Source organism: Amycolatopsis balhimycina FH 1894, assembly GCF_000384295.1.
Classification (GTDB): Bacteria; Actinomycetota; Actinomycetes; order Mycobacteriales; family Pseudonocardiaceae; genus Amycolatopsis; species Amycolatopsis balhimycina.
In genome coordinates this window covers 7654248-7668207 of sequence record NZ_KB913037.1, presented here as the reverse complement: position 1 = coordinate 7668207, position 13960 = coordinate 7654248, and the positions used below count along the sequence as shown (strand labels likewise).

Here is a 13960-nt window from a genome sequence, read left to right as displayed (position 1 = left end):
TGGACCGGCGGCACCTCGAGAGGCGCGCTGCCGTGGCACATCTTCCGACGCACGCGGTTCCAGTGGTTCCGTCCCAGGGAGCTGGAAGCGCTTTCTCGGCACTCTAGGCAGGGCCGTCCGCCGCTGTCAACGCCCGCCGGTCACCCCTCGGCCACCACCGCGCCGATGCCTCTCTCCCTGGCCAGGTGCGCGGCACCGAGCACGGTCGCGCGGGCGCCCAGCTCGCTCACGACGACCTCGACCGGCCAGCTCAGCCGGTCGACGGTGGCGACGACACCGGGCAGGAGCAGCCGGTTGCGGCCCACGCCGCCGCCGAGCACCACCAAGCCGGGGTCGACGACCGCGCAGAGCGACGCGGCGAGGTTCCCCACGGCTTCGGCGTGTTCGCCGACGATCTCGAGCGCGACCGGGTCCCCCTTCTCGGCCAGTGCGAACAGCGCGGCGGCCGTCCGCGGCGCCGGATCCGGCCGCCCTTGCCAGCGGCCGCGGGCCCGGCGCAGCAGCGCCCGCGAACCGAGCCGCGCTTCGAGGGCCTCCGGGGCGGGCGACCGGTCGTCCGCCCACGGGTACGCCAGGCGCGCGACTTCCCCCGCCGCGCCGCTGGCCCCGCGGACGAGCCGTCGCCCGATCACCACCCCGGCCCCGATCGCCACGCCGACCTGCAGGTACACGAAGCTGTCGTGGTCCGTGCCCGCGCCTTCGGCCAGTTCGGCGATCGCCGCGCAGTTGACGTTGTTCTCGGTGCGGACGGCCGCGTCCGCGGGCAGCCCGAGCGAGGCGACGGCGTCCCGGACCCGCGCCATGGTCGCCGGATCACCCCGTCCGGGCGGGGAAACCACTTCGGACACCGCCACGACCACGGCGCGAAGCGGACCCCGGCCGGCTCGGCGCCCGAGCACCGCCTGGACCATCGCGGCCGCGGAGGCGGGCCGCGTGGTGTGGTCCTCGTCGAGGAGCTCCCCGTCGAGCCCGGTCGCGCGCAGCGCCACCTGCGTCGATCCCCGGTCCACCGCCAGCACGTACCCGGCCCGGGGGCCCAGCCGGTAGACCGCCGCCGTCCGCCCGGTGGCCCCCGACGAGCTGCCGCTGCGTTCGGCGAGCCCGGCGGCCTCCAGTTCGGCCATCACCAGGGACACGGTCGGTTTCGACAGCCTGCAGGCCACCGCGAGCTGTGGCCGGGTGGCCTGGCCGGCGGCCGCCAGCGCGGCGAAGACCTCGCCCGCGCGGTCACCGATGCCCGTTTTCGCCATCTGCACCCACTTTCCCCCGGTGAAACTGTCGAATGCCGGCTGCCTCCCGCACGTCCGGGAGCCGGTCCGTTGACAACGCGGACGTTCGTTTGTTTACTACCTAACCAAGTGCGGGTCCCAGCCGCATCATCGCTTTTCCGGTCTGCAATGGGCAAGTTTTCCGGGAAAGCGCTTCCTGACCACATCGACCGGTCCGGCGCCCAGGGCGGCAGGGAGGTTGCGAAGCGGATGAACCCGATCCTGCTGCCGAGCCAGCACGCGAGCGCGCACGACCTTCCCCACGATCCGGAGCACCTCGACGCGGTCCTCGCGGACGCGGTCACCGCCGCGCTCGCCGCCCAGCAGCCCGACGGCAACTTCGAGGACCCCGCGGCCAACGACGACATCGGGGACATGGCCCTCGGGGTGATCTCCCTGCTCTGCCTGGCCTGGCGGCGCCGATCGCCGGACGATCCGGCGTTCCCCGGCGCGGTGCGGCGCGCGCTCGATTTTTTTCTGGCGAACCGGGTGTACCGGCACGACAACCCCGGTGAGCCGTTCCTCCGCGTCCGCGACAGCGGCCTGCCGTATGCGCGGTACATGCCCGGGGACGGCGAACACCCGTTCGGCGACTGGCCGAGCACGGTGTGGGCGATGCTGCACGCCGTCAACGTCCTGGAGCTCGGTGAGGGCCTGCTCACGGACGCCCAGTACGCCGAGGTGACCGAGCTGGCGCTGGGCTACTGGCGATGGCTGACCGAGGCGAGCATGGTCAACCCCCAGCAGACGGCGAACCAGGCGATCGGCGCGGTCGTCGCGGGCCTGATGCTCGGCCGCCACCTCGGCACCGTTTCCCGCGCCCGCGAGGGCAACCGCGTCACCACGGCGGCCATGCGGCTCTACACCGAAGTGATCCGGCCGGCGCGGCTGACCGACCGCGGCTTCGCGCTGCCGGCGGAGCACGGCGCCGGCCACGACCAGAACTACCTGCCGATCTCGCTGTCCTTCCTGGCGCAGGCCCACCGGGTCACCGGCGACCGGCTGTTCCTCGACGACGGCGCGGAGATCGCCCGGCACCTCGACTGCCGGCTCTCCGCACGGGGCTTCGACTACGGCGGCCCGCGCTACAGCGAGCAGCACTGCGGCGCCGAAGGCACGTTGGGCCTCCGGTACTTCAGCTCGCACGTGGGGAGCGACCTGGGCCGCTACCTCGCCGACCGCCGCGTCGCCTACTACCCGGTGGCGAAAACCGGGGCACCGAGCGGGCATTTCGCGTTCACGACTGTCTGGTTGTACCAGGACGAAAGCAAGTGGCACCGAGCCTCGCCGTCGCCGGTAGCGACGGAGTACTCGCTACGCCACGAGGCCGCGTCCGTGTCGCTGACGGGCAGCCACACGCCGTACCTGATCGACGCCGGGCGGGCCGTGGTGCTCGAGTCCGTGGTGGCCGGCCAGCACGGCATCGGGCCGCTCCTGCGCTACGCCGACGGCCACCGGACACTGCTCACCCGGCCGCTCGGCCCGGTCCGCGTCCGCGACGCGCGAGACGGCGGCCTCGTGGCCCGGCTGGTGACCAAGGCGGTGGTCACCCGGGACCAGGTGATGCTGAGCGTCCAGCAGCTGTTCGTGTCCGACGGCCGCCGGATGATGCTCTTCGGCGTCGTCCCGTCGGCGGACGCCGAATGCTTCTTCCTCGCCGGGCTGCCCTACGCCGAGGAGACGGCGGCAGGCCAGCGCAAGATCGTCACCGTGGCCGAACCCGGCGGAGCGTCGTTCGACCTGAGCACGCCGGACGCCGTGCTGCGCACACGCGGCACGCTCCTCGCGGGCCGCCTGGCGATCACGTCGGCGGCGGGGCTGAGCGTCGTCAACCCCCCAGCGGGCCGGACCGCCTTCAACAGTCCCGAGACGATCGGGCTGACCCAGGAGCAGCTGGCCTTCTCCCTGGCCGACGACCCGCGCGGCTACGGCAACCCGGACACGGGCTGGCACCGCGTGATCGACACGAACCACCTCCTCGCCGAGCCGCTGCCCGGCTCCCCACCGGGGTTCGCGGTGTTCGCCGTCCGGTACGGCCCCTACCCCGACGTCGCCTTCGCCGTCGAGGTCCGTGCCACGCCCGACGGCCTGCTCGTCGAGGCGCCGGGATTTTCCGTCCTGGTCGGCGATCCCGCCGGCGACGCGAGCGGAGAACCGGTCCTGCGCCTGACGGCGCGGCCGTGAACGGCGTCGCGCCGATTCTGTAACGCGGCACTGCCGGCCGGACGACTCCCGGGTGGGGTCGGACCGGAAAGGAATTCCATGGCTGTCGGTGTCGAGGCCGAACGAAGCCGGCATTGCCGGCGCTGCCGGTCCGTCAATCAGGCCGGTGACAAATACTGCCAGCGTTGTGGCGCTTCCCTGTCGATCCGGGACATCACCACGCGCTACCTCTGCGCGGCGGCGCAGCTCAGCGAGAAATTCGCCGATCTGGCGATCAAGGAATTCCTCGTCGAGCCTTATCGCGCCGTTCCGCAGACGCCCGGTGTGGACTCCACCGCCGTTCTGCGCGAAGCCGTGGCGGCCCGTACGCGGCGGCGGATCCGCGACGGAGTGCTGCTGGTGCTGCAACTGGTGCTGCTGGTCCTGAACCCGGTGGTGTTCTTCTCGTGGCTGGTGGTCGCCGTGGGGCTGACCGTCGCCATCGGCCGGCGGGAGCTGGGCAAGCGGGGCGGCGTGCTCGTCGCCGTGCTCCTCCTCTTCGTCCTCGTACCGCTGGCGGTGCTCGGCGTGTTCGGCCTCGGGCTGGCGGCGATGCTGGGCTCCGAGGCCGGCTCGGATTTCGGCTCGACCACGGCTTCGGCCGTGGGCGCCGGGGTGGGCGTGGCCACGATCGTCCTCCCGGTCGTCGCCGTGCTGCTGATCGCCGGTGTGCTGGCCTTCGACGAGTTCGCCGTGCACTTCCTGGTCTTCGACCGGTTCCGCGCGAACACCTTCGTCCCGAACCGGGTGATGAGCGGCGACGAACGGGAGCGGCGGCTGCGCGGGCTCGGGCAGGACCAGTTCGCCGGGCCGCTGGGCGACATCGCGCGCGTGGAGCAGGAATGGGCCCAGCACCCCGGCAAGGTCGACGTCGTCGTGCACCGCGGGTTCTCCCCGTTCGTCGGGGCCGGAATCCCGTTGCACCAGCAGGTGATCACGCTGCCGCTGGAGCCGGCCGACGACGACGCACCGACCACCATCAGCGTCCTGGAGCTGCAGGCCCAGGTGAGCGAGGCGATGCTGCGGCTGCGCGGGACGTCGTCGCTGGGTCCCGGCCGGCGCCTCGAAGACCTGACGCTGCGCGAACAGGTCCTCATCCCGGCGGATCGGCTCGTGGCCGATCCGGAGGCGGTGCCCGGCGTGTTGCCCGGCTGGTACGACCGGCCGGCCGCGCAGCTCGACCCGGAGGTGGCCCGCGACCTCGCCGACGCCTCGGTCGAGTGGGCGCGGTACTACCGGTGCTACCGCATCGAATCCTGGGACCGCGACCTGACCACGTCGTGCTACCTCCACGTCGGCACGAACCAGCGGATGCTCTTCCTCGAGTGGCAGTTCTTCGCCCTGCTGCCGATCGATCCGCGGTACCGGACGATCGACCAGCACCGCGCCCCGGTCCTCGGCCCGCTGCGCAGCACCTTCGCCGAGCTGTGCGTGCTGCCGGCGACGATCCTCCAGCGCGCCGCGAGGGTGTTCCGCCCGTTCAAGGCCCTGCCGCAACGGCCCGGCGAGATCGTGCCCGCCAAGTACGGGGCCGACCGGAGCCTGCGGGAACTGGCCCAGGCCGACCGGGTGCAGAGCTACTTCCAGGACGTCGACGTGGAACGGTACGTGCGGATCCTCGACTCGACGCTGTTCCGCGCGGTCGGCGCCTACCTCCAGGAGCGCGGCTACTCCGTCGTCGAGTTCACCAAGCTGGCCGATCCGGTCCACAACTCCTACGACCTGCGGGGCAGCACCCTCATCGACTCGGCCGTCGGCACGCACAGCAGCGCCGGCGGCCGCGCCAAGACCACGAAGGAGAAGTGAAATGGGTGACCGGTTCGACCTGCGCGGCGCGCACGTCAGCGGCAGCGCCGTAGGCTCGCATTCGCGCGTCTACCACCAGTCCGGACCGGGGCTGCCGGTGGCGGATCTCCTGGCCGCCCTCGCCGCGGCGCGGGCGGACATCGTCGCCGCCGCACCCGAAGCCGACCGCGACGAGGTCCGTGCCGAAGTCGGCAAGATCGAAGAAGAACTTCAGCGGGACACCCCGCGCGGCACGGTCGTGGCCAACCGCTGGCAGACCGTCACGACCGTCGTCGGGGCCATCAGCGAGCCACTGGTGAAGATCACCGAGCTCATCACCAAGCTCTTCGGCTGACGACCCGCCACTGCGGCGTCAACGCGGCTTGGAGTTGCCGGCCGGGCCACCCGTGTGGGTGAGCCGGCCGGCGTGGCAGTCCTCCGGCGCGAAGCCCTGCTGGTCGCACCAGGCGTTGGCCTGGTCGGCGCTGCCGAAGGTTTCCGCCTTCAGGGTGACGAAGAAATCCTTGCGGGAGAAGTTGTTGTAGTCGCCGGAGTCGACCATGACGGCGTCGGGATAGCTCGCCTGCAGCCGCCGGAAGTCTTCCATGATGGCGGGGTAGTCGTAGGTCACGCCGTGGACCACCAGGCCGACGTTCTTCGACGACAGCTGCGGAACCCAGCTGCCGACCAGGCCTTCCGCGACGGCGTGGTCGTGCGCGACCTGGCTTCGCACGTCGGCTTCGGTGACGGCCGTACTCGGGGTGACCGACGTCGGCGTCGTCCAGGTCGGGTCTGTCATCGTCGTCGGCGGCGGCGCCCATTCCTGCGTGGTGACGACGATCGGCTCGGGCGTCTGCTGCGCCGTGGGCGTCTCCTTCGAGCGCGAGACCGCGAAAACCACGGCCCCCGCGGTGATCAGCGCCACCACCGCGCCCCCGGCCGCCAACGGTGTCATGACATTCCGCGACGGCGGTGCGGTGGTGGGCCCGGGCGACGCCGGGGAAAGCGGATCGACCGGCGTTCCGCAGGTTCCGCAGAATCGCGCCTCGGGGCTGAGTTCTCGTTCGCACGCCGTGCAGGAGCTCATGGTCTTAAGTCCTCGTCGTGCCGCGGCCTGTTACAACCGAACGAAAAGAACGACGGCGCCGGAAATACGATCTTCGCGGTCGTTTCCGCACATTCCCGGCCCGGAATTCCCGGGCGGCCGCGAAGTCTGGCACGATCGGCCCATGACCAGGACCCGGCGGACGCGCGGACTCGCGATGGCGGCCGCCCTGCTGCTGGTCCTCTCCGCCTGTACCGGCGGCTTCGGGAACCTGCATCTGCGGATCGCCGCCGGCAACCCCGGCGGCGTCTACGACGGGCTCGCCCAGACCCTCGCCACCGCCTGGCAGGCCGACCTGGACATCGCCCGGCCGGAGGTGCTGCAGACCGACGGCTCGCTCGACAACGTCAAGCGGGTGCTGGCCGGCCAGGTCGACGTCGCCTTCGTCGCCGCCGACGTGGCCGAGGACAAGTACAAGGCCAACCCCGAACTGGCCGCGCTCGCGCGGATCCACGACGACTACCTGCACGTCGTGGTCCGCAGGACGTCCGACATCCGGTCGGTGGGGCAGCTGCGCGGCCGTCGCATCGCGATCGGCTCGCCGGCCTCCGGCGTCGAGTTCATCGCGGACAAGCTGCTCGACGCGGCCGGCCTGACCGGCTCGGTCACCAGGAGCAGCCGCGGCCTCAACGAATCCATCGCCGCGTTGCTGCGCGGCGAGGTCGACGCGTTCTTCTGGTCCGGCGGGCTGCCGACGCCGAGGATCCAGAAGTACCAGGACGAGCTGCGGCTGGTCGACATCGCCGACCAGATGCCGAAGATGCGGGCGCTCAGCGAGGTCTACGGCACCGCGACCATCCCCGCGAGCACTTACAACCAGAGCGCGCCGGTGACCACGCTGGTGGTCCCGAACTTCCTGGTGGTGCGGCAGTCGATGAACGCCGACGTCGCGGAGGCGCTGGTCCGCGGCCTGTTCGACGCCCGGCACCAGCTCGCCCAGGCCAACTCGGCGGCGCTGTCGATCGACGTGCACCCCGGCATCGAGACCCAGCCACTCCCCCTCCACCCCGGGGCGCTCCGCTACTACCGGGCGGAAAAGACCTAAACCGCGGGGAACGTCATCGTGATCCGGAGGCCGCCGCCTTCGGGGAGGTCGAGCTCGAGTTCGCCGCCGGAGTGCGCGACGAGCTCGCTGACGATCGCCAGGCCCAGCCCCGAGCCGGGCACGTTCTGGTGGGCGGGGCTGCGCCAGAACCGGTCCCGCGCGCGCTCGAGCTCCTCGGGCCGCAGGCCCGGCCCGTGATCGCGGACCGACAGGCGCACCCGGTCGCCGTCGCGCTCGACGGCGACCCGGATCTCGGTCCCGGACGCGGTGAACTTCAGCGCGTTGTCGAGCAGCGCGTCCAGGATCGTCTCGGCGCCGCGCGGCGGCACGCACACGCGCGCGCCACCGCCGTCGGTGTCGACGACCAGCCGGACGTCCCGCGCCTGCCCGACCACCGACCAGTCGGCGACCCGCTCGGCGACGACGTCGTCGAGCACCACCGGGTCCAGCTCGCCACCGGACGCCTCGGCCCGGGCCATCGAAAGCAGGCCGTCCAGGATCTGGTGCAGCCGCCCGGCGTCGACCCGCGCGGCCTCCAGGTCGGCGGCCGCCGGCTCGTCGTCGACGTGCCCTTCGAGGTTGCCCAGCCGGATCTTCAGCGCCGTCAGCGGGTTGCGCAGCTGGTGGGAGGCGTCGGCGACGAACGCGCGCTGCGCGGCCAGCGCGCCGGACACGCTTTCGGCCATCCGGTCGAAGGACCGGCCGAGCTGCCGCAGCTCCGGCGGCCCGCCGCTCTCCCCCACCGGCTCGGCCTCCCGCCCGCTGACCACGGACGCCACGAGCGCGCCGGTCGCGTCGTCGAGCCGGTGCACCGGCCGCAGGATCCACCGGACCACCGGAATCGCCACGGCCAGGGCGAGGGTGAACGCGAGGATCCCGCCCGCGGCGAGCAGCAGCCACCACCACAGCACGTCGGCCCGCTCGCTCCCGGTGTCGGACACGGTCACCACCGCGCCGTGCACCTCGCCGTCGGCGAGCACCGGTTCGGCGAGCACCAGCGGCGTGGCGTCCCACGGCATCAGCACGCCACCGGGCTGCGAGCGGCGCCCGGCCAGTGCCTCGTGGACCGGCCCGTCGATCCGTTCGGCGTGGCTGTCGAGCCGCGCGCCGTTCGGCCCCACCGAGCTGGCCACCTGCTTGCCGTCCTGGTCGAAGACCAGCACCTGGACGCTGTACACCTCGGTGTAGCGGTGCAGGTCGGGCTCGATCAGCCTCGGCTTGTTGTCCAGCAGCGGCCGCTGCGCCAGCGACGCGAACCGGGCGGTGTCGGTCAGCCGGTCGAGGAACAGCTTCTGCTGCGCCCCGGCGGCGATCGTGATGGCCAGCGGGATGCCCAGGCCGAAGACGAGCAACGCGACCAGCGTCAGCACGATGCCCTGCAACCGGACGCGCACGGCCCTCAGCTCCGGGCGACCTGGCCGCCGAGCCGGTACCCGACTCCGCGGACCGTCTCGATCAGCGCCGGGCGGCCCAGCTTCGTCCGCAGCGTCGCGACGTGGACGTCCAGTGAACGGCTCTCGGCCGGCCCGCGGTGCCCCCACACCTCGGTGAGCACGTGCTCACGCGAACACACCGCGCCGCGGGCGCCCGCCACCAGCGCGAGCACCTGGAACTCCTTGCGCGACAACGCGACCGTCCGCCCGTCGACCAGCACCTCGTGCCGGGACAGGTCGACGCTGACGTCCCCGACGCGGATCACCACCGGCTCGGCGGCCGGGTGCTCCCCGCGGCGGCGGCGCACGGCTTCGACCCTGGCCATCAGCTCCTCGACGTCGTAGGGCTTGACGAGGTAGTCGTCGGCGCCCGCGCGCAGGCCCTGGATCCGGTCGTCGACCTCGCCGCGCGCCGACACGACGATGATCGCGACGTCACTGACGGCCCGGATCTGGCGGCAGAGCGTGACGCCGTCGATGTCGGGCAGGCCGAGGTCGAGCAGGACGACGTCGACCTCGTGCACCCGGTCGAGGACGCCGGCGCCGGTGGCCAGCCGGGCGATCGCCAGGCCGCGGCGGGTCAGCGCCGGGATGAGCGCACCCGCGACCCGGTCGTCGTCCTCCACCAGCAGCACCCGCACCCGTCCGCCTCCCATGGTGACCTGCTCCACCGGCCGGTAGCGCGAACTCTAGGACGTCCGGGCGGGCCCCGCACCGGCCACCCGGACGGTCACTCCCCGTGACTTCGGGTGGACACCCCCCAAAAAGGACATCGATACTCAGTTGAAACCCTAAGTATTGCTCAAGCGGCCTTGCCAGCCGGTACGACAACGGTAGGTTCTCGCCATCGCGTGGTGACCCATGCCCGATTTGCACGAACGACCCGGGAGGCCAGATGACCGCGGAGGTGGCGGCGCCGATGATCAAGGCGTCCGCCGTGAACAAGTACTTCGGCGACCTGCACGTGCTCAGGGAGATCACGCTCGAGGTGCCTCGCGGCCAGGTCGTCGTGGTGCTGGGCCCGTCGGGGTCGGGCAAGTCGACCCTGTGCCGGGCGATCAACCGGCTGGAGCCGATCAACTCGGGCGAGATCGCCGTCGACGGCGTCCCGCTGCCCGCCGAGGGCAAGGCCCTGGCGTCGCTGCGGGCCGACGTCGGCATGGTGTTCCAGTCGTTCAACCTGTTCGCGCACAAGACCATCGTCGAGAACGTCATGCTCGCGCCGATGAAGGTCCGCAAGCTCGGCCAGGCCGAAGCGCGCAAGACGGCGATGGAGCTGCTGGAGCGCGTCGGCATCGCCAACCAGGCCGACAAGTACCCGGCGCAGCTTTCGGGCGGCCAGCAGCAGCGCGTCGCCATCGCGCGGGCGCTGGCGATGCGGCCCAAGGTCATGCTGTTCGACGAGCCGACCTCGGCGCTGGACCCGGAGATGGTCCAGGAGGTCCTCGACGTGATGACGGGCCTGGCCAAGGACGGCATGACGATGCTCGTCGTCACCCACGAGATGGGCTTCGCCCGGCGGGCAGCCGATCGGGTGATCTTCATGGCCGACGGCGAGATCGTCGAGGACACGACGCCGGAAGCCTTCTTCACCGCGCCGAAGAGCGAGCGCGCGAAGGACTTCCTCGGCAAGATCTTGACCCACTGAGTGCTTCGCACCGGCCCAGGCCGGAACAGATTCGGAAGGAAACCTGAGAGACGATGCGGTTGAGTCGAGTTCTGCAGACGGGCGCGATCGTGATGGCCGCCGGGCTGGCGCTGACGGCCTGCGGCGGCGGGTCCGGCAGCAACGGCGCGAGCGGCGACAAGAACCTGGTCCAGCGGGCCAAGGACAACAAGAAGCTGACCATCGGTATCAAGTTCGACCAGCCGGGCCTCGGCCTGAAGAAGCCGGACGGCACCTACGCCGGCTTCGACGTCGACGTCGCGAAGTACATCGCGAAGCAGCTCGGCGTGGACGAGTCGGGGATCACCTGGAAGGAAGCGCAGTCCGCGCAGCGCGAGGACCTGATCAAGAAGGGTGAGGTCGACTTCATCGTCGCCACCTACTCGATCACCGACAAGCGCAAGAACGAAGTGTCCTTCGGCGGCCCGTACTTCGTCGCGCACCAGGACCTGCTGGTCCGGTCGGACAACACCGACATCACCGGCCCCGAGTCGCTGACCGGCAACAAGAAGCTGTGCTCGGTCAAGGGCTCCACCCCGGCGCAGAACGTCAAGACGAAGTACGCCAAGGAGGTGCAGCTGCAGGAGGTGGGCAAGTACACCGACTGCGTGACCTCGCTCCTCAACGGCACCGTGGACGCGATGACCACCGACGACGTCATCCTCGCCGGTTACGCCGCGCAGCAGCCCGGCAAGCTCAAGCTGGTCGGCAAGGGCTTCACGGACGAGAAGTACGGCGTGGGCCTGAAGAAGGACGACGCGGACAGCAAGGCCGCGATCAACAAGGCCATCGAGGCGATGGAGCAGGACGGCTCGTGGGAGAAGGCACTGCAGACCAACGTCGGCCCGTCGGGCTACAAGATCCCGGCCGCGCCGGCGATCGCCCCGTGACAATGTGACAACCGGAGCCCCCGAAATCCGGATCGGTTCCTGAAGTCGGACGGTGCGCCGTGCAAGCGGCGCACCGTTCCCATACCGAGGCCAGGTTGGACAACAAGTGTTCGATTTCCTCAGCAATCCTGATTACCACCTCGTCGACGCGTTCTGGATGACGATCAAGCTCACGTTCTTCTCGGCGATCGGGGCACTCATCTGGGGGACCATCCTCGTCGCGATGCGCGTCAGCCCGGTCCCGATCATGCGCGGGTTCGCCACGGTGTACGTGAACATCTTCCGGAACACCCCGTTGACGGTGATCATCGTCTTCACCTCGCTGGGGCTGTCCTCGACGCTGGGCATCAACCTGGCCTCGGCGAACTCGTCGACTTCGCTGGCCGACAACGCGTTCCGCCTGGCGATCCTCGGGTTCGTGGTCTACACGGCGACGTTCGTGTGCGAGTCCCTGCGCTCGGGCATCAACACGGTGCCCGTCGGCCAGGCGGAAGCGGCCCGCGCGCTCGGCCTGAACTTCGTCCAGGTGCTGCGCCTGATCGTGCTGCCCCAGGCGTTCCGCTCGGTGATCGCCCCCCTGGCGAACGTCCTGATCGCCCTCCTGAAGAACACGACGGTCGCCGCGGTGATCAGCGTGGCCGAGGCGGCGGCGCTGATGTCGACCATGGTCGAAAACGAGTCCGACTCGCTGTTCCTGGTCTTCCTGGTGTTCGCCGCGGTGTTCGTGGCACTGGTGCTGCCGCTCGGCCTGATCCTGGGCTGGGTGGCCAAGAAGGTCGAGGTCAAGCGATGAGCACCCAGTCCGTTCTCTACGACGCCCCCGGTCCGAAGGCCCGCGCCCGCAACTGGATCTACACGGTCCTGTTCGTGCTGGTACTTCTGCTCGTGGCGTACTTCGTCTACCGCGGTTTCGACGAAAAGGGCCAGTGGGCGGGTGCGCTCTGGAAGCCGTTCGTCGAAGGGTCGACGTGGACCCAGTTCCTGCTGCCCGGCCTGCTGAACACGCTCAAGGCGGCGGCGCTGTCGATCGTGATCGCGTTGCCGATCGGCGCGCTGCTCGGCATCGGGCGGATGTCCGAGCACAAGTGGGTGCGGATCCCGGCCGCGGCCGTGGTGGAGTTCTTCCGCGCGATCCCGGTCCTGCTGCTGATGGTGTTCGCGGCGTCGTTCTACGCCTACTACACCGGGCTCGAGGCGGACACGCGTCCGCTGTTCGCGGCGGTGACCGGCCTGGTGCTCTACAACGGCTCGGTCATGGCCGAGGTGTTCCGGGCGGGCATCCTGGCCCTGCCCAAGGGCCAGACCGAGGCTTCCTCCGCGCTGGGCCTGCGCAAGACGCAGACGATGACGAACGTCCTGCTGCCCCAGGCTGTCACGCTGATGCTGCCGGCGCTGGTGAGCCAGCTGGTCGTGATCCTGAAGGACACCGCGCTGGCCGGCCAGCTGACCATCGGCTACGACGAGCTGATCCGCGGGTCCGGCCCGATCACCGGCAACTTCAACAACACGATCCCGACGCTGATCGTCATCGCGATCATCTTCATCGTCTTCAACCTGCTGCTGACGCGGCTCGCGTCGTACCTGGAGCGCAAGCTGTCGCGGCGGAAGAAGGCGCCTCGCGGAGCCAAGCCCCTCGACGCGGCTCCCTCGTCGATCGTGGCGGAGACGGACCTGGCCAGCGGTCGCGGAGTCTGAGTTCGCAGGACCGGAAGCGGGTGAGTGCGGCGGCGTCGCACTCACCCGCTTTTTCGTCCCTGCCTGTGTTCACCCGATCGAGCGGGGTTGTCGTGATCCGCCGAGTTCCGTAGCGTCGGCGTCCATGGGTGTCGCACTGGTGACCGGCAGTTCCCGCGGCCTGGGCCGGGTGATCGCACGACGGCTGGCCCGCGACGGGTTCGCCGTCGCGGTCAACGGCCTCCACGACGACCCCGACCTGAAGACCGCCGCGGAGGGAATCCTCGCCGAAGGCGGCCGGGCGGCGGCGTTCGCGGCGGACGTGACAGACCGGCGTCAGGTCGGCGAGCTGATCGACGCCGTCACGACGCTGCTGGGCCCGATCGGCGTGCTGGTGGTCAACGCCACCGGCCCGCAGCCCGACGCGCCGGTGTCCCAAGTGGACTGGCCGGACCACCTGGCGCAGCTGGACTTCTTCGTCCGGTCGCCGGTGCTGCTCGGGCACGCGGTGCTGCCCGGGATGCGCGCCCGCGGCTACGGGCGCATCGTGCACGTGGATTCGGAGGTCGCGGACCGTCCCCCGCCCGGCCGTTCGGCGTACGCGACGGCCAAGAGCGCCCAGATCGGCCTGGCCCGGGCGTGGGCACGCGAACTCGCCCCGGACGGCATCACGGTCAACACGGTCGCACCGGGGTTCGTCCCGGTGGAGCGGCACGCGGACGTCCCGGCGGCCGAGCGGGAGGAGTACCGGGCCTCGGTCCCGGCGGGCCGCCTGGGCACCCCGGAGGACGTCGCGGCGGCGGTGAGTTTCTTCGCGTCGGAGGAGGCGGGCTTCATCACCGGCCAGCGACTCCTGGTCGACGGCGGCCGCTCACTCGGCTGACCTGGTGCA

13 protein-coding genes are annotated in these 13960 nt (G+C 70.9%); 9 read left to right on the top strand and 4 right to left on the bottom strand.

What is annotated here, in order from left to right; all coding sequences use genetic code 11:
* Window positions 1–140 precede the first annotated feature (140 nt).
* On the bottom strand, window positions 141–1250 hold the full coding sequence (locus A3CE_RS0135425) for an ROK family protein (protein ID WP_020644842.1): 1110 nt from the start codon (window positions 1248–1250) through the stop codon (window positions 141–143).
* Window positions 1251–1478: 228 nt separating this feature from the next.
* Here A3CE_RS0135425 and A3CE_RS0135420 point away from each other — a divergent pair, with 228 nt between their 5' ends.
* The 3 genes from A3CE_RS0135420 to A3CE_RS0135410 all read left to right on the top strand — a co-directional run bounded on the left by A3CE_RS0135420 (window position 1479) and on the right by A3CE_RS0135410 (window position 5610).
* Window positions 1479–3452 carry a hypothetical protein gene (locus tag A3CE_RS0135420; RefSeq protein ID WP_020644841.1) on the top strand — a complete coding sequence of 658 codons (1974 nt, stop codon included), beginning with the start codon at window positions 1479–1481 and terminating at the stop codon, window positions 3450–3452.
* Between the two features lie 78 nt (window positions 3453–3530).
* On the top strand, window positions 3531–5276 hold the full coding sequence (locus A3CE_RS0135415; protein WP_026469167.1) for a hypothetical protein: 1746 nt from the start codon (window positions 3531–3533) through the stop codon (window positions 5274–5276).
* A gap of 1 nt (window position 5277) precedes the next feature.
* Entirely contained in the window at window positions 5278–5610 is a 333-nt protein-coding gene (locus A3CE_RS0135410) for a hypothetical protein (RefSeq protein WP_020644840.1), read from the top strand.
* A gap of 18 nt (window positions 5611–5628) precedes the next feature.
* Here A3CE_RS0135410 and A3CE_RS0135405 read toward each other — a convergent pair whose 3' ends face one another.
* On the bottom strand, window positions 5629–6210 hold the full coding sequence (locus A3CE_RS0135405) for a hypothetical protein (protein ID WP_020644839.1): 582 nt from the start codon (window positions 6208–6210) through the stop codon (window positions 5629–5631).
* A gap of 274 nt (window positions 6211–6484) precedes the next feature.
* Here A3CE_RS0135405 and A3CE_RS0135400 point away from each other — a divergent pair, with 274 nt between their 5' ends.
* Window positions 6485–7405: a TAXI family TRAP transporter solute-binding subunit gene (locus A3CE_RS0135400; protein ID WP_020644838.1), complete on the top strand. Its 921-nt coding sequence runs from the start codon at window positions 6485–6487 to the stop codon at window positions 7403–7405.
* Here the strand turns inward: A3CE_RS0135400 and A3CE_RS0135395 are convergent.
* Window positions 7402–8799 carry a sensor histidine kinase gene (locus A3CE_RS0135395; protein ID WP_020644837.1) on the bottom strand — a complete coding sequence of 466 codons (1398 nt, stop codon included), beginning with the start codon at window positions 8797–8799 and terminating at the stop codon, window positions 7402–7404. The two genes, A3CE_RS0135400 and A3CE_RS0135395, sit on opposite strands and share 4 nt — an antisense overlap.
* A 5-nt stretch (window positions 8800–8804) precedes the next feature.
* Window positions 8805–9479, bottom strand: a complete 675-nt coding sequence (locus A3CE_RS0135390) for a response regulator transcription factor (RefSeq protein WP_020644836.1) — start codon at window positions 9477–9479, stop codon at window positions 8805–8807.
* A 278-nt stretch (window positions 9480–9757) separates the two neighbouring features.
* Here A3CE_RS0135390 and A3CE_RS0135385 point away from each other — a divergent pair, with 278 nt between their 5' ends.
* From A3CE_RS0135385 to A3CE_RS0135365, 5 genes are all read left to right on the top strand, one after another.
* On the top strand, window positions 9758–10486 hold the full coding sequence (locus A3CE_RS0135385) for an amino acid ABC transporter ATP-binding protein (protein WP_185839777.1): 729 nt from the start codon (window positions 9758–9760) through the stop codon (window positions 10484–10486).
* A 53-nt stretch (window positions 10487–10539) separates the two neighbouring features.
* On the top strand, window positions 10540–11394 hold the full coding sequence (locus tag A3CE_RS0135380) for a glutamate ABC transporter substrate-binding protein (protein WP_020644834.1): 855 nt from the start codon (window positions 10540–10542) through the stop codon (window positions 11392–11394).
* A gap of 106 nt (window positions 11395–11500) precedes the next feature.
* Window positions 11501–12187: an amino acid ABC transporter permease gene (locus A3CE_RS0135375; RefSeq protein WP_020644833.1), complete on the top strand. Its 687-nt coding sequence runs from the start codon at window positions 11501–11503 to the stop codon at window positions 12185–12187.
* Entirely contained in the window at window positions 12184–13089 is a 906-nt protein-coding gene (locus A3CE_RS0135370; RefSeq protein WP_020644832.1) for an amino acid ABC transporter permease, read from the top strand. Before A3CE_RS0135375 ends, A3CE_RS0135370 begins: the two co-directional genes overlap by 4 nt.
* A gap of 124 nt (window positions 13090–13213) precedes the next feature.
* Window positions 13214–13951, top strand: a complete 738-nt coding sequence (locus tag A3CE_RS0135365; protein WP_020644831.1) for an SDR family NAD(P)-dependent oxidoreductase — start codon at window positions 13214–13216, stop codon at window positions 13949–13951.
* Window positions 13952–13960: the final 9 nt, after the last annotated feature.

Bases quoted from the DNA above. Each gene is read 5' to 3' on its own strand.
- A3CE_RS0135425 (WP_020644842.1), bottom strand. From the start codon at position 1,250: ATGGCGAAAACGGGCATCGGTGACCGCGCGGGCGAGGTCTTCGCCGCG.
- A3CE_RS0135420 (WP_020644841.1), top strand. From the start codon at position 1,479: ATGAACCCGATCCTGCTGCCGAGCCAGCACGCGAGCGCGCACGACCTT.
- A3CE_RS0135415 (WP_026469167.1), top strand. From the start codon at position 3,531: ATGGCTGTCGGTGTCGAGGCCGAACGAAGCCGGCATTGCCGGCGCTGC.
- A3CE_RS0135410 (WP_020644840.1), top strand. From the start codon at position 5,278: ATGGGTGACCGGTTCGACCTGCGCGGCGCGCACGTCAGCGGCAGCGCC.
- A3CE_RS0135405 (WP_020644839.1), bottom strand. From the start codon at position 6,210: ATGACACCGTTGGCGGCCGGGGGCGCGGTGGTGGCGCTGATCACCGCG.
- A3CE_RS0135400 (WP_020644838.1), top strand. From the start codon at position 6,485: ATGACCAGGACCCGGCGGACGCGCGGACTCGCGATGGCGGCCGCCCTG.
- A3CE_RS0135385 (WP_185839777.1), top strand. From the start codon at position 9,758: ATGATCAAGGCGTCCGCCGTGAACAAGTACTTCGGCGACCTGCACGTG.
- A3CE_RS0135380 (WP_020644834.1), top strand. From the start codon at position 10,540: ATGCGGTTGAGTCGAGTTCTGCAGACGGGCGCGATCGTGATGGCCGCC.
- A3CE_RS0135370 (WP_020644832.1), top strand. From the start codon at position 12,184: ATGAGCACCCAGTCCGTTCTCTACGACGCCCCCGGTCCGAAGGCCCGC.
- A3CE_RS0135365 (WP_020644831.1), top strand. From the start codon at position 13,214: ATGGGTGTCGCACTGGTGACCGGCAGTTCCCGCGGCCTGGGCCGGGTG.